The sequence below is a fragment of the Brochothrix sp. genome (assembly GCF_017549435.1).
In the GTDB taxonomy this organism is placed as follows: Bacteria; Bacillota; Bacilli; order Lactobacillales; family Listeriaceae; genus Brochothrix; species Brochothrix thermosphacta.
Genome location: NZ_JAFYUW010000108.1, coordinates 1 through 14,399 on the forward strand (window position 1 = coordinate 1; position 14,399 = coordinate 14,399).

The following is a 14,399-nucleotide window of genomic DNA, read 5'->3' on the forward strand; positions in this document are numbered from 1 at the left end:
CACACAAAAATTATGACTACTCCAAAAAATGATAATTAGAAAAGCCTTCCCCTAAATCCGCTTCCATATGAAGCAAAAGAAACGCAAAAAAACAGTCGCAAATACACGACTGTTTTTAGTAAACATTTGTTTGTCTTTTATTGAAGCTTTATTTTATGTCATATGTCATATGACGTACTCATACTTTTCAAATTACGAATTAACTATCTTACCTTTTTATAAAAGCTTGCCCAATAACTGTTAACTAATACAACTTTGTAATCAGCATTAAGCAAGCCTAAACATTTACGAGGCTTCAATGACGGTTTATTTTGCCTCACTTAAAGAGGCACACTAAATTTTAATACTAATTGTTGTTTGAGTTTTTTTACAGAATCTTTCTTTATTTCACCAAAGTAACTTCCAGTAAACTGTAAATTCATTTGTTTTTGTTTTTTTATGACTCCCATAGCTGAAACTGGCGTATCTTTATTCAAAGAGGAAATTTGCTGATTATTATCCACAACTAAATTCAAACGAGCGGCTTCACTATAATTAACAGGGTCACGTTCTGTTGAAGTTAACAGTTTAATACCATCAGTGACTACTTCTTTAAATGCGCTTAATTCTAGCTCGACTGAATGGGTCTGTGAGTTATTAATAATTTTATAGCGATTAGATTCAATTTTTTTATTTACTGTTTTGTCTTCCGTATTGCTAAAAAGCATCTCAATTGGTAGCGTTACGTTAATTTCTTTATCTAAATTGTTAACAACCACATTTTTAGTCACAGTAATTAATTCACCATTATGGTCTTTTATACCATAAACAACTTGATATGTCCCTGCGACAGTCGTATCAACCTCAACACCATTTAAACCCCAAGTCATCTTCTTATCAAAAGCAAGCACCTCTCCATCAGCATTTGTTGCCTGAATAAAACCGGCTTCAGGATCGTATTTATCTCCTCTATTCAACTCAATATCCTTGGCCTCAATACTCGTTTGATCCTCCACCACATTAATAAACTTCATTTCAGATACAATTCCAGCTTGCACTGCATTCCTAAGTGCAATATTTAATTGATACCGTCCAATTTTGCTTGTATCAATCTGTATTTTTTCAAACTCTGAGATTATATTACCATTGATGTAATAATAACCTAAACGCACAATATCTGCTGCATCAAGTCGCTCACCATCTTTATTTCGTACATTTGTTAATGGTGAATTCGGGTCAAATGTATCCCCCACATATAATTTAACATCTTGCGTTTCCACCGTTGTTTGATCCCTTATTACAACAACATTATAATCGGCAGTTACCGTCTGTTTATCACCATAAGAGTAGGTGATTGTTTGCTTATATGTCCCTGGCTCTGTCATTTTAACTTCTTCGCCACCAAAACTCAAGTTCGCATCATTTGGCAAAATTAACGCACCCAGTGCATCTGTCCCGGATACGAAATTATCCTTTGGATTATATGTCTGTGTGTGATACAACCTTGAATTTTTCGCTTTCAATGTCGGTGTTTTATACTTCATATATCTGTAAACAATTGTAGCATCTTCATTATATTTTCCTTTAGCATTTGTTGGTAGTTTATCTTCCAAGAGACTATAACCTGGAATTGATTGCTTGTATTCAGGGGTAGATACGTCATAACTATCACCTTTATAACCTTGCAATTTTTTTGTTTGTGCTCCGGAAATTAATTTGTTATTTTCATCACGGTACTCAACTTTAAGATCAATTTTTTTACGTTCCCACACATACGTACCAGCATTACGTGAAACATATCCCATGAATTCTGCGGGTGTATATGTCCTCCCTTTCTCATTTTCTGAAATCCAACTGCCGCTGTAATTATCAGTATCCGTAATAGGTTCTAAGGCTGCATCTACTCTGAATGATGTTCCTGTTGGAATCGTTATTTTTTTCAATTGTGTCGCTCCAGCAAACATGTTACTGCTAGTAACTGTTCTTGAACTGCGTTTCCAACCACTGAAATCGACCTCCTTCAAGCTTCTAGCCCCTTCAAACATCCCCGAGAAATTCGTGACATTTGATACATTAAGGTTAGCTAGATTAGCGGAAGTTAAAGCACCAGCAAACCTAAATGCCCAACTAAAGGATGTGTTCTTACTCGTGTCCCAGCCCCTTAAATCGATTTTTTCCAATGACATATTATTATAAAACATCGTTGCCATTGATGTGACATTTGATACATTAACATTGCTCATTTTTTCAAAGGACTTTAAGTACAACGCGCCACTCCACATAGCATTCATATTACTAGGCATAACGACCGTACTATTAAAAATGATTTTTTCAGCTTTGAAGTTTTTCCAAGGAGCAGCATCTACAGAGCCAGCTGATCCACCGCTAATAAATGTCATGGTATTTGTGCTTGTATCACGCGAGTACCTTGTCCCACCCCAATTACCATAAGCAATAGCCGTTGGAGACACCACTTTTTGAACTGGTTGTTTTGAAGTCGTCGCTTTTGTCGAACTATTTGATAGTGATTGCTCGCTCACTGTAATTGCTTGTTCTGACTCTTTTTTTATTTCAGTGTTTTCACTTGATAACGTATTATTTTTTTCTTCATCCTCTTTTTTTATTTCAGTGTTTTCACTTGATGACGTATTACTTTTTTCTTCATTCTCTTTTTTTTCTGTCGAACTTTTTTCCATTGTGTTGTTTGTCTGACTGACACTTGATGCATTTGTTATGAATGGTACAGATAGATTACTTATTAAAAGCCCCACTATCAGAATAAAGCTTATTTTTTTCACTTTGACTCCTCCTTGATATTACTATGTCGCTTTTCGATCATTTAGTTGCGTTTTATTTGCCATCCCTCCTCAATAAATAAAAAATCGTGGTAACTTTAAAAACGGTTACTAATCTAATTTTATTGAATGTGTCGTCTAAAATAATAAGAGTGATATGTTTTTTATACCGCTGATTTTAAGTCCCCACTTTTTTTTATAAAAATATACTCTTTTGGGTGAATTTAAACTTATCCCTCTCTCGATTTTATCAGAGGTATTTTTAGATAGATAATCTTATTTTGCGTTTACAAACTCTATATATCCAAAAAAAAAGAATCTCCAAAAATATTGGAAATTCTTTTTCGTATATTATTTCTAGTACGTTAAACACAGACAACATTTTGTAATGGACTGGCGAACATAAAAACGTTAATATAAAACTTAGTATCTTAACATAAGGAATTGTAATTCTTAAGACATTTACATATGGAATTAACATACAGAACCTTACTCTTAAGACATTTACATATGGAATTAACATAAAGAACGCTACTCTTAAGACATTTACATATGGAATTAACATACAGAACCGTACTCTTAAGACATATGGATTGGTACTCGCTTGCGCTCCGTCCCATACTGTTCTCGTAAAGCGGATAAAACCGCTACGATAACAGCACCCATACTACTCTCGTAAAGCGGATAAAACCGCTACGATAACAGCACCATACTACTCTCGTAAAGCGGATGAATCCGCTACCCCCTACTTTCACTGTAAGCTCATGAATCAGCTTCGGTATTTGCAAAGGATTGGTACTCAATTTCTGACGAAATTTCCGTCCCATACTACTCTCGTAAAGCGGATGAATCCGCTACGATAGTAGCACCCATACTTTCAACGTCCACTACTTTAGTGACGACTCCTTCATAAAAACTTTTCTCATGTGAGACTAAAACAACGGTGCCTTGGTAATTTTTCACTGCGGTTGTGAGCGCATTTTTTGTCGCTTTATCTAAATGGTTAGTCGGCTCATCTAAAATAAGAATGTGGCTATTCACAAGGGTCATCGCACACAATTTAACTTTTGTTTGTTCCCCACCACTTAATTGAATGAGCGGCTTTTCGACGTGTTCTGCATTTAAGCCACTTTTTGATAACTTGATGCGCACTTCTTTATTAGTTAGGTTTGGTAATTTCTCTTTGATAAAACTAAACGGTGTATCATTACTATCGTCCCATTCTAACTCTTGAGAAAAGTAATTCACTTTTCCACTCGTTGGCATTTGAGCATTCCCGCCTAATGGTGAAATTAACCCTAAAATTGTTTTTAACAACGTTGATTTCCCTAGACCATTAAATCCTTTAATCAGAACTTTTTCACCTGTCGTAATACTTAAATTGATAGGTGGTAATAACGGTGCCTCATATCCAATTTCAAGTTTTTGGAGACTGATGGTCATATCCGAATTCGTATTAACATAAGGGAACACATATTCACCTATCGCATTGGTACTCGGTGGTGTTAAACGTTCAATTCGATTCAATTGCTTTTCACGACTTTTAGCAATTGTCGAACGAGATCCCGCTTTATATTTTTGGATGTATTTTTCCATCTTTTCAATTTTTTCTTGTTGCTGATAATAATTCTTTAAATACACTTCATTTGCTTCGGCTTTAAGTTTTAAAGCTTTATGGAGATTTCCTGGATACTTTTTGATACGCCCAAATTCAATATCACAAATACAGTTTGTTATGCCATCAAGAAAAGCTTCATCATGGGAAATAACAACAAAACTTCCTGTAAAAGGATTTAAGAAATTAGTGAGCCATTCAATATGTGTATCATCTAAATAGTTCGTCGGTTCATCTAATAACAAGACATCTGGTTGTTCAAGTAATAATTTCGCCAACATGACTTTCGATTTTTGTCCCCCACTTAGCTGGTTCAACTGACGGTCTAATCCCATTACATTAATACCTAAACCACTAGCGATTGTTTCTATTTTACTGTCAATTTGGTAAAACTCACGTTGTTCCAATTCTTCTTGTTTGTCCCCAATTTTAGCTAATAAATCAGGTTCATCAGCAACGCGCATGTACATCTCACCAATTTCAGCTTCTAATTGATATAAACGAGCAAAGGCTGTTTGAAGATAAGTAGTAATGGTTTCTTCGTCACTAAATTGCAGATGTTGTTGCAAATAGCCCACTGTTGTTCTTCGTCCCCAGACAATGCGTCCTTCATCTGGCATTATTTCACCCATTAAAATTTTAAGCAATGTTGTTTTTCCAGCGCCATTTTTACCAACTAAACCTAAATGATCGCCAGGGTTTAACTGCAAGTCGCCATTTTCATAAAGCACCTTATCGGGTAATTCATATTTTAAGTTTTCAATCCGTAATAAACTCATTCCTATTTCCTCTTTTCATCATACTATTAAATCAGACAAACAAAAAAAAGCAGGATGCCTCTTCATTCAAAAGAGTACCTCTGCTTCGGGATACGGGCAAAGGCTACATTTAAGCAGCCTAAAACCAATATGAACACTGTTTTTCATCCAGATATTCAATACTGTTCAAAATGTTTATTCACATCTTAAATAACACCGTAAACTGCGGTGACATCGAAGATTAAAAAACATTTAGGCTCCATAGATACAGTGATTCATCTACAGAGCATTAGCGTCTAACCAGTTTATCAACAATAATAACTTTCGTCATTCTTGCCACCGTTCCCTTCATCAACTCATTTTTACCATTATGTCATGCTTTTACTTTTTTCACAAGTCGTGCTGTTTAAAAACGGTAATCAACCTTACCCTCTTTTATTACAATAATGCTCTCACCTTTTGCATTGATGAGTACAACTGTAACATTATTATGTTTTTCGCTAATCATGCGCAGCTCTGGCGTGATTTTATCGGTCATAAATGTTTGTTCTTCACCAGGCTTCTTACTTGCTTGCATTTTTTGCTGCATTTGATCACTGGTTGCACTCACTATCACTTGTGCCCCATTATAATTGGCTGCTAAGTCTCTGTCTGCCAAATAATTAGTGTTAATTTCATTGATTGCTTGACTATCTAGTGGTGCCTCTTTGATTTTTGCTTTTTCATCTGCTTGAGCTTCTATTTCTGCTGCTTTTTCTGTCTTCATTTTATTTAAATCGTTTACTAAATCAGCGACTTCAATTTCTTTATCAGCAATTTCCTTCTCCAAAACATTCGTAGATGTTGAGGCTGTATGGCTATACCAAAACAAAGCAGAACTGCCAATACTGATGACTGCAATCAAAGCTAAAATTAATAGTTGTTGTTTGCCATTTAACATTCTGTACTCACCTACTTTTAATTTAATAAAAAAACACTCTATATATTATATTGTAACGCTTTTCCACCTTAATTTATAGACATACCCTTGTGAAAACAAACTATTTTGTCACATTTAGTTATCACTTTTTAGTGGTGTGTGTAATGCTGTTGCTTATATAGAAAAAATATGATAAGTTTCAAGATAGAGAATGTTTAAATCCTGATGAATGGATGTGTACGACTATGAAAACAAAACGTTTAGTGAAAATTGAAGAATACATACACACTAAAGGTTCGGCTACACTAGATGAATTATGTGATTACTTCGGTGTTTCTAAAAATACCATTCGCCGTGATATTAATATCATTTTACAGGATGGTTCAATTGAAAAAGTTTATGGTGGTGTTAAATCAGTTGTTAACTATGGCTTAACGCCGTTTGAACATCGTAACATCGTTCATGCAACAGCGAAAGAGCGCATTGCGCAATTGGCAGCTGCACAAATTAAACCGGGCGATTTTATCTTTATTGATTCTGGGACAACTACTCGTAGCATCATTGACTATCTACCGAATGACATTAATATCACTGTCTTAACTAATAACTTGGATATTATGAACGCGTGTGCTTTGCATCCTAATATTGCTTTATTAAGCTTAGGCAGCCACTATAAGAGAGAAACACGTTCTTTTGTCGGCTTACATATGGAAGCTAAATTGAGCCAGTACAATATTTCCAAGGCATTTATGGCGGCTACTGCTGTATCTATACATAGTGGTGTTACAAATAGCGACTTGATGGAACATGAAATCAAAAAGAACCTTGTTCAAATTGCAGATGAAATTTTTTTACTTGTTGATGATTCAAAATTTGAAAAAGCGACGCTATTGACTTATATGCCATTAGCAGATGTTTCTACGGTTGTGACCAATAACCCCATCGACAACACTTATCGTGACTTTTTTGAAGAACAACAGATTAAATTATTAATCGCTGAATAGCTATCAATCATAAAAAAGCAGCCTCCTGACTATTAAATTTTGTCTGGGCTGCTTTTCTCATGTGTTCTATTTTAAACGGTGGGTTTACAAACCTTTTTTACCAATAAACGGTACAAACTTCGCTGTTTTTTGTGCATACACTTGAAAATCAGGACGATCGCGGTATTTCTTCTCAAGTAATGGTACACCTGAAACGAACAACAATAACAGTGTAATAATAATCGGACCTATTATACCGATGAGCGAGCCGACTGATGTAATCGTAAGGATAAAGATACCCCACCAGCTCAATGCTTCACCGAAATAATTTGGGTGACGTGTTGTAGACCATAAACCGGTCGTCAATAATTTACCTTTATTAGCTGGGTTATTTTTGAATGCTGTTAATTGCCAATCACCAATGACTTCATAAGCGAAACCAATCACCCAAATAATAATCCCAAGGTAATTCCACCAAGACATTTCAGCTGGTTCAGCTGTTGTTACTTTAAATAAAGGTAATGCTACGATATATAACAATACCCCTTGTAGTACAAAAACATTCAAATATGCTTTTAATTTTGCAAAATTTGTTCCCCAACGTTTACGCATGTTCACATAACGGTAATCTTCGGGTTTACCAATGTTTCTTTTTGCCAAATGTGCAAATAAACGGACACCCCAAATTGTAACAAGTACCAAAACAATCGTCGCAATTTGTGTTTTTTCCGCCATTAAAAGATAACCTGCCCAGATAACAATAACAAAACCTGGTCCCCAAGCTAAATCAATAATTGAATTATTATGTAGAGCTTGCGCGATGAAAAATAATGCTGTGAAATAAACAAATAGACACAGTGTAACGACTAGATAAACTGACATTAGTTATTCCCCTCCTCTTTCTCTCCTTGAGTTGTTCCAATTGCAACGGCTCCTTCACCTGCGCTCATAGCGACTACTGTTGATATTTCCTCAATGAAGGCCGGTTTAAAGCCTAGTTGTTGTTCTGCCAATGCTGCCATCCGTTGTGCTCGTACAGCATCATTCCCATGTACAATAGCATAACGAGTAATAGGCTGCTTACGATGCAGTCGTGCAATTTTTTTCAACAATTGCTTTTCGCTACCTTTGGTACTTAATGCTATACCCTTAATCGTTCCACCTCCGTCAGCTTTTAAGCCAATCATCGGTTTCAGATTAAGTCGCTTCGCAAGTGGTCCTAATCGTCCAGGTAAACGCCCTGATTGGATCATCCCATCAACTGTATCAACACTTACGAAAATTTCAGTGTTCGCAACCAATGGCTCCGCTAACTTTTCAATTTCGCTCAGTGTTTTACCTGCGGCTATCCAATCTGCAATTTGTAAGACAACTAACCCTTGTCCGACTGCATTTTGTTTCGAGTCAATCATCACAATTTTAAAAGTGGGTGTGCTCATTTCTTCTGCGACTTTTTTGATAACTGAAAATGTACCACTTAATTTTTCTGCTACTGTCACAACAATTACTTCCTCATAATAACTTTTCAAGTAAGCAAAACGATTCTCAATGAGGCGCAGACTGGGTTGTGAAGAACTCACACGAGCTGTTAGATCACGCTGATAAAAATAATCCGACGTGATGGTTAATTTGTCCAAATGACTGGTTTCATCAATTAACAAGTTCATCGGCAACACTTGAATTTGCTGTTCTAGAATAAATTCTGCTGGTAAATCCGCAATTGAATCTGTGACAAGTGCAATACGGTGTTTGCGTTCTTGTTTCACTTGATACTGCAATAACATATCATCTACCTTTTGATCAACCACTGTGCCGAATGTTGCGATTTGATGGAAAAAACGTTCAGGTGTATTGGTATGAATATGAATCCGTGCACTGTTTTGACTCGTTGCCACAACAAGTGAATCACCTAAATCTGAAATGGCTGCTTTAACTTCTGTGGCACTTAGATTAACATTACTTAAAAGTGCTTCCGAACAATAACGATAAGTCGGCGCTTCTGCAAAACGATGTGTTTCAACCTCTTGTAAACGCAGCTGTGGCTCTACAGTTAAATTCTCTTCACTCATCATGTCTGGATTCGTTAACGCGTTGCTCATGCCTTCAATAAAGGTATAAAAGCCCAACGCACCTGAATCTACCACTGCATTTAACTTTAAGAGTTTGAGCTGATTCGGCGTATTATTCACACTAACTTCTGCAGCTGCAATGCTTTGAGTGATGATATTTGATAAAGATGACTGCGTTTTTTTTGACATCACAATCGCATTGGCAAAATCTCTCATCACGCTGAGCATCGTTCCTTCTGTCGGATTATTAATTGATTGATAGGCACTCTCGACAGCGCCATGCGCACCTTTTATAAAATCATCAATTGTAATCGCTAATTTTTCAGGCATATGTTGCGCAAAACCATTTAAGTACTGTGCAAAAATAATACCTGAGTTTCCACGTGAACCTATAAGAGCCGCTTCACCGATACGATTACAAATGACAGATACGGTTTCACTCTCCGACGCCTGTACGGCCAAAACTTCACGCATTAATGATGCAAGGTTACTACCAGTATCACCATCAGCAACTGGAAATACATTGATTGCGTTAAGTTTTTCCGTTTTTTTAATGACATCACGTGCCCCTACTTTAAATGCTAGTAATAATTGTTGCCCTTTTATTTCTAATAATTCAGTCATTTGAATTTGACTCCCCTTTTCATACTGTAACGATTTACCACTGGCGACGTTTTGCTATCCAAAAAACTAAACCAGCTGTCGCAGCATTAATAAATGTCCCCCAAATTAAATCAAGCACTGTGATTACTACAGGCCAATTTTCAAGTGTTGCTAAATTCGTTAAGTCATATGTGCCATAACAAATGAGTCCAAAAAAGCCACCGACTAATATAGCATAAGATAGCTTATTTTTATTCAACGCGGGTACAATAACAAAAAACAATAAACCGGTCATAAACAACACATAAAAAATCGCCGCAGGAATGATACGCGTTTCTCCCATTAAACCACCTAATTGGTCAACATATAACTGACGACTAATGACTGCTAACCACAATAAATCAATAACTAAAAAAATCACTGCGCTTGTTAAAAATAACTTAGCATATCTTTTCATTATAATTTCCCCTTCCTTATTTCGCTTATCAACTGATAACTATTTTATCATGTTCAGCTTTAAAACGGTACTACACAGCTTAAAACAACAAAAAAAGGGCACCTCAAAGAGAATGCCCCCATCGTCAAGTTGTAACACCCACGTGGATTTGTTTGAATAATGAATCACTGTATTCTTATTATACCTTATTTAGAGCGTTAGCGAATAATTTTTTGTACGACTTCAATCATTTCTTTAACTCCGGTATGATTTTGTTTGTCTGTTCGATAGATAATACCAATACTGTTCGTCAATTTGAAATTTTCAATATTAAGTTCTTTGATATCCTCTTTTGTACGAACGTTGCGCACAATGTCAGCAGCTAAAATTGACACACCTAGGTTTTCGCTCACTGCTTGAACAAGTGAAGGTGAATTAACGCTCGTCCAAACCGCTTCAGGACTAATATTTCGCATCGCTAAATAGTTATCGAATGTATCACGAACAGCACTCCCTTTTTCACGCAACAATAAACGCTCCTTCAAAACGTCATCAATCGTAACGCTTGCTTGTTTTGCCAACGGGTTATTAACAGAGCATATAAAACATAAATCATACTCTGATAACGTCATTGTTGATATTTCTTTTTCTGAACTAACGCCTTCAACCAAGGCCAAATCCAATTCATTATTAAGTATTTTACGTTCGATATCTGTTGGGTTATCAACCAAAACAGTCACTTTGTTCTCAGGGTAATTACGTTCATGCATTTTGATAATTTGCGACATCAATGTACTTGCAATTGTAATTGTGGCACCCATTCGTAAATTCTTTTGCTGTGCCAGCTTATGAGACAAATCTCCGATATCATCAATTAACATCAACACTTTTTCGGCTTTTGTTAAGATTATTTTACCTGATTGATTAATGTAGATTTTACCTGATATACGATCAAATAATTCTAACCCTAGTTCTTTTTCAAACTCTTTAATTGCTCGCGATACAGCGGGTTGGCTAAGTAGCAAGTTATTTGCTGCCACCGTTACACTGCCATCTTTTGCTACTTGTTTAAAAATCATTAAATGCCTTAAATTCATTATTTTTTCCTCCTACAAAGAGATACCGAAAACGATATACACGTGCTGAATTGCACAACTTTTCTATATACAGTATACTCGCTATCTTTTTTCTGTACAAGATATTACAAAAAAATTATTTTGAATTATTTAAAGCAGAAACTGCAATCTTCATCCGATTCAAACCCTCAATTAATTTTGCTTGTGAGCAGCCAACATTAAAGCGAATAAAATGATCATTACCGGGGTCATAAGTTGCACCTGGCATAATAGCAACTTTCCCGATATTAATCAATGCCTCTTGCAGCTGTTCGCCACTATACCCGAGAGCACTGACATCTAGCCACGCTAAGTATGTTGCCTCTGGTTTTTTAAAAGTAACTGCGGGAAGATGTTCTGCTAAAAAATCAGCAATTACTTGCATATTAGCCGCTACCTGCTCATTAAGGGCATCTACCCAATACGCGCAGTCATTATAGCCCACGACTGTACTAATCATTCCCAGAATACTAGTTGAGGATAGACCGTTTTTATTTTTCAAAGCGATTAAAAAATCAGCACGTACTTTTTCAGAGGGAATCACACAATAAGAGCCAATTAACCCTGGCGTATTGAATGTTTTGCTTGCCGATGTACAAATGGCAATGTTGTCTAAATAACGGTTCAAACGCACTAACGGATAGGCTTGGTGTTCAGGCGCATTAACATCCATATGTATCTCATCTGAAATGATTTTAACTTGGTGTTTTTCACAGAGTTCGACGATTTTCTCTAACTCTTTATTTGTCCAAATACGTCCTGTTGGATTATGTGGACTACATAATAACAATATTTTAGTTGTATCGTATGCTAATTTTTCTGCCAAATCTTCAAAGTCGATGGTATAAATACCCTCAACATAGTGCAATGGATTTTCCACCAGTTGACGGTCATTGGATTCAATCACTTTGAAAAATGCATCATATGCTGGTGTTTGCACAAGAACGCCATCACCTGGATTCGACCACATTTCAATTAGTTTCGCGACTGAAAAAATCACTGCTGGACTGTAAACAATCCAGTCATCAGCAATTTTTGTATCGTAACGGCGTTGATACCATGAGACAATCGCTTCTTTAAAATAGTCATGATTCCAACGAGTATAACCAAAAACTTCATGACTTAATCGGTCTTTCAAAGCAGTCACTATCTCTGATGGTACGTTTAAGTCCATATCAGAGACAGTAAATGGTAGAAGGTCTTCTTGTCCAAAACGGTCTTTTACATAATCCCATTGCGTGCAAAATGTTCCCTTACGATCTATAACGTTATTAAAGTCCGGTGTATTATTCATTATGATCACCTTCCATTATGCGTTCGATTTCATTTTTAACTGTAGCGACTTGCGAGCCAATTACCACTTGTAAAGTTGTAGCATCCAATTTCATTACACCGAGTGCTCCACAGGCTTTTAATTCGGCATCATTAACAAGGGACATGTCGTTTACAACAAGACGTAATCGTGTCACACAGTTATCTAAATCTGCAATGTTTTCCTTGCCACCTAATGCTGCTAAGATACGCGCGGCATCATAACGACCTTTTTTACCGTGTGTCATTTCTTCAGCTGAACGTTCAACATCATCTTCAATAACCTCTTCACGTCCAGGTGTTTTAATGTTGAATTTTTTGATTGCCCAACGGAAGACAAGGTAATAAATAACAAACCAAATGACCCCGACAATTAGCACAAGATACCATTTTGTATAAGTTCCTTGCATCAATCCGAAAATAAGGAAATCAAGTACGCCCCCATCTGTATTACCGATGACAACTCCTAATAATGACATCACCATGAATCCCAGTCCTGTCATAATAACGTGGAAAAGATAAAGTAAGGGTGCGATGAAGAGGAATAAAAATTCAATTGGTTCAGTAATCCCTGTTACAAATGTTGCAAGGACACCTGAAATCAGCAGACCTTTTACTTTAGAGCGACGAGATGGCAATGCGACATGGTACATTGCTAATGCTGCTGCAGGTAAACCAAACATAAATGTTGGCATTTTACCTTGTGATAGGAACGCTGTTGCCGATGGACTGATCGGTCCGCCACCTTGTAGTTGCGCATAAAAAATATTAAGTGCACCTGAAATAGTATTGCCGTTAACAACTTCTGTACCACCTGCTTCTGTAAAACGAATCATTGCAACTAATATATGATGTAAACCAAACGGTAATAATAAACGTTCTCCTGAACCAAACAAGAATGGCCCGAAGATACCTGCTTTTTGAATTAAATCACCGATTGCTTGAATTCCCATCGCAAAAAGTGGCCAAATCATTGGAATTAAGATACCGACAATCCCTAAAACTAATGATGTAATTATAGGAATGAAACGCGGTCCACCAAAGAAGGCAAATGCATCTGGTAACTGAATTGTATAAAAACGCTTATGTAAAAGATAAACAATAATACCGACGATGATACCCCCTAACACACCCATTTCAATTGTTTGGATGCCTAGCACCATGCCTTGCCCTGCTTCACGCATGTTATCTAATTTTGCTAAAGTATTCGTTTCTGTTAGATAAAAATTAATTGATAAGTTCATGATAATATAACCTACTAAACCTGAGAATGCAGCGACACCCTTCTCATAACGCGCAAGACCTAATGGAATTGCCATCGCGAATAATAGTGGTAAATAGGTGAATGCAAACCCACCGATTGTTGACATGAAACGGAAAATGACTTGTAAAAAAGTATGATCTAAAAACGGAAATTTATCGATTGTTGATGGGCTACTAAATGAACTCCCGATTCCGAGCATTAAACCCATGAATGCTAGTAATGCGACAGGTAACATAAATGTTTTACCTAGCCCTTGGAAAAACTCACCGAAACTAAATTTCTTTTTTTTCAAAGTGATAACCTTCTTTCAACTTGTATTTGATAACTTAAAATTAACAGATATACCCCAATAAAGAAAGCGCTTTCTAATTAAAGTAATAACTTACATTTGGCGAAAAAAATTTCGTCACAATATACTAACAAAGTGACAAAGGATTGGTACATTAACATAAGGAGTAGTACTCTAAGTAATTAACATAAGGAGTGGTACTCGCTGTCGCTCCGTCCCATACTACTCTCGTAAAGCGAATGAATTCGCTACGATATTAGCAC

Annotated in this window: 10 protein-coding genes; 1 reads left to right on the forward strand and 9 read right to left on the reverse strand. The window is 36.4% G+C overall.

Annotation, left to right across the window (positions count from 1 at the left end):
* Window positions 1-320: 320 nt before the first annotated feature.
* From IKV95_RS07080 to IKV95_RS07090, 3 genes are all read right to left on the reverse strand, one after another.
* Window positions 321-2,777: a bacterial Ig-like domain-containing protein gene (locus tag IKV95_RS07080; protein WP_287451568.1), complete on the reverse strand. Its 2,457-nt coding sequence runs from the start codon at window positions 2,775-2,777 to the stop codon at window positions 321-323.
* 825 nt (window positions 2,778-3,602) lie between these two features.
* Entirely contained in the window at window positions 3,603-5,168 is a 1,566-nt protein-coding gene (locus IKV95_RS07085) for an ABC-F family ATP-binding cassette domain-containing protein (RefSeq protein ID WP_287451569.1), read from the reverse strand.
* A 385-nt stretch (window positions 5,169-5,553) separates the two neighbouring features.
* Window positions 5,554-6,087, reverse strand: coding sequence for a hypothetical protein (locus IKV95_RS07090; protein ID WP_287451570.1), 534 nt, complete (start codon window positions 6,085-6,087; stop codon window positions 5,554-5,556).
* 224 nt (window positions 6,088-6,311) lie between these two features.
* On the opposite strand from IKV95_RS07090, the gene IKV95_RS07095 reads away from it, so the two are divergent.
* Window positions 6,312-7,070, forward strand: coding sequence for a DeoR/GlpR family DNA-binding transcription regulator (locus IKV95_RS07095; protein ID WP_029092119.1), 759 nt, complete (start codon window positions 6,312-6,314; stop codon window positions 7,068-7,070).
* A gap of 84 nt (window positions 7,071-7,154) precedes the next feature.
* Here IKV95_RS07095 and IKV95_RS07100 read toward each other — a convergent pair whose 3' ends face one another.
* The 6 genes from IKV95_RS07100 to malX form a co-directional block, all read right to left on the reverse strand.
* Complete coding sequence (locus IKV95_RS07100) at window positions 7,155-7,931, reverse strand: DUF1295 domain-containing protein (RefSeq protein WP_069128637.1); 777 nt, start codon at window positions 7,929-7,931, stop codon at window positions 7,155-7,157.
* Entirely contained in the window at window positions 7,931-9,742 is a 1,812-nt protein-coding gene (locus tag IKV95_RS07105; RefSeq protein WP_069125998.1) for a DAK2 domain-containing protein, read from the reverse strand. Before IKV95_RS07105 ends, IKV95_RS07100 begins: the two co-directional genes overlap by 1 nt.
* Before the next feature lie 34 nt (window positions 9,743-9,776).
* Window positions 9,777-10,178, reverse strand: coding sequence for a DUF2177 family protein (locus tag IKV95_RS07110; RefSeq protein WP_029092122.1), 402 nt, complete (start codon window positions 10,176-10,178; stop codon window positions 9,777-9,779).
* Window positions 10,179-10,375: 197 nt separating this feature from the next.
* The gene (locus IKV95_RS07115; protein ID WP_029092123.1) at window positions 10,376-11,254 is read right to left on the reverse strand and encodes a LysR family transcriptional regulator; all 879 of its coding nucleotides are present in this window, start codon (window positions 11,252-11,254) and stop codon (window positions 10,376-10,378) included.
* Window positions 11,255-11,369: 115 nt separating this feature from the next.
* Window positions 11,370-12,566, reverse strand: coding sequence for a MalY/PatB family protein (locus IKV95_RS07120; RefSeq protein WP_069126001.1), 1,197 nt, complete (start codon window positions 12,564-12,566; stop codon window positions 11,370-11,372).
* Window positions 12,559-14,139: a maltose/glucose-specific PTS transporter subunit IIBC gene (gene malX / locus IKV95_RS07125; protein ID WP_036027584.1), complete on the reverse strand. Its 1,581-nt coding sequence runs from the start codon at window positions 14,137-14,139 to the stop codon at window positions 12,559-12,561. The genes IKV95_RS07120 and malX overlap by 8 nt, the downstream gene beginning before the upstream one ends.
* Between the last annotated feature and the right edge of the window lie 260 nt (window positions 14,140-14,399).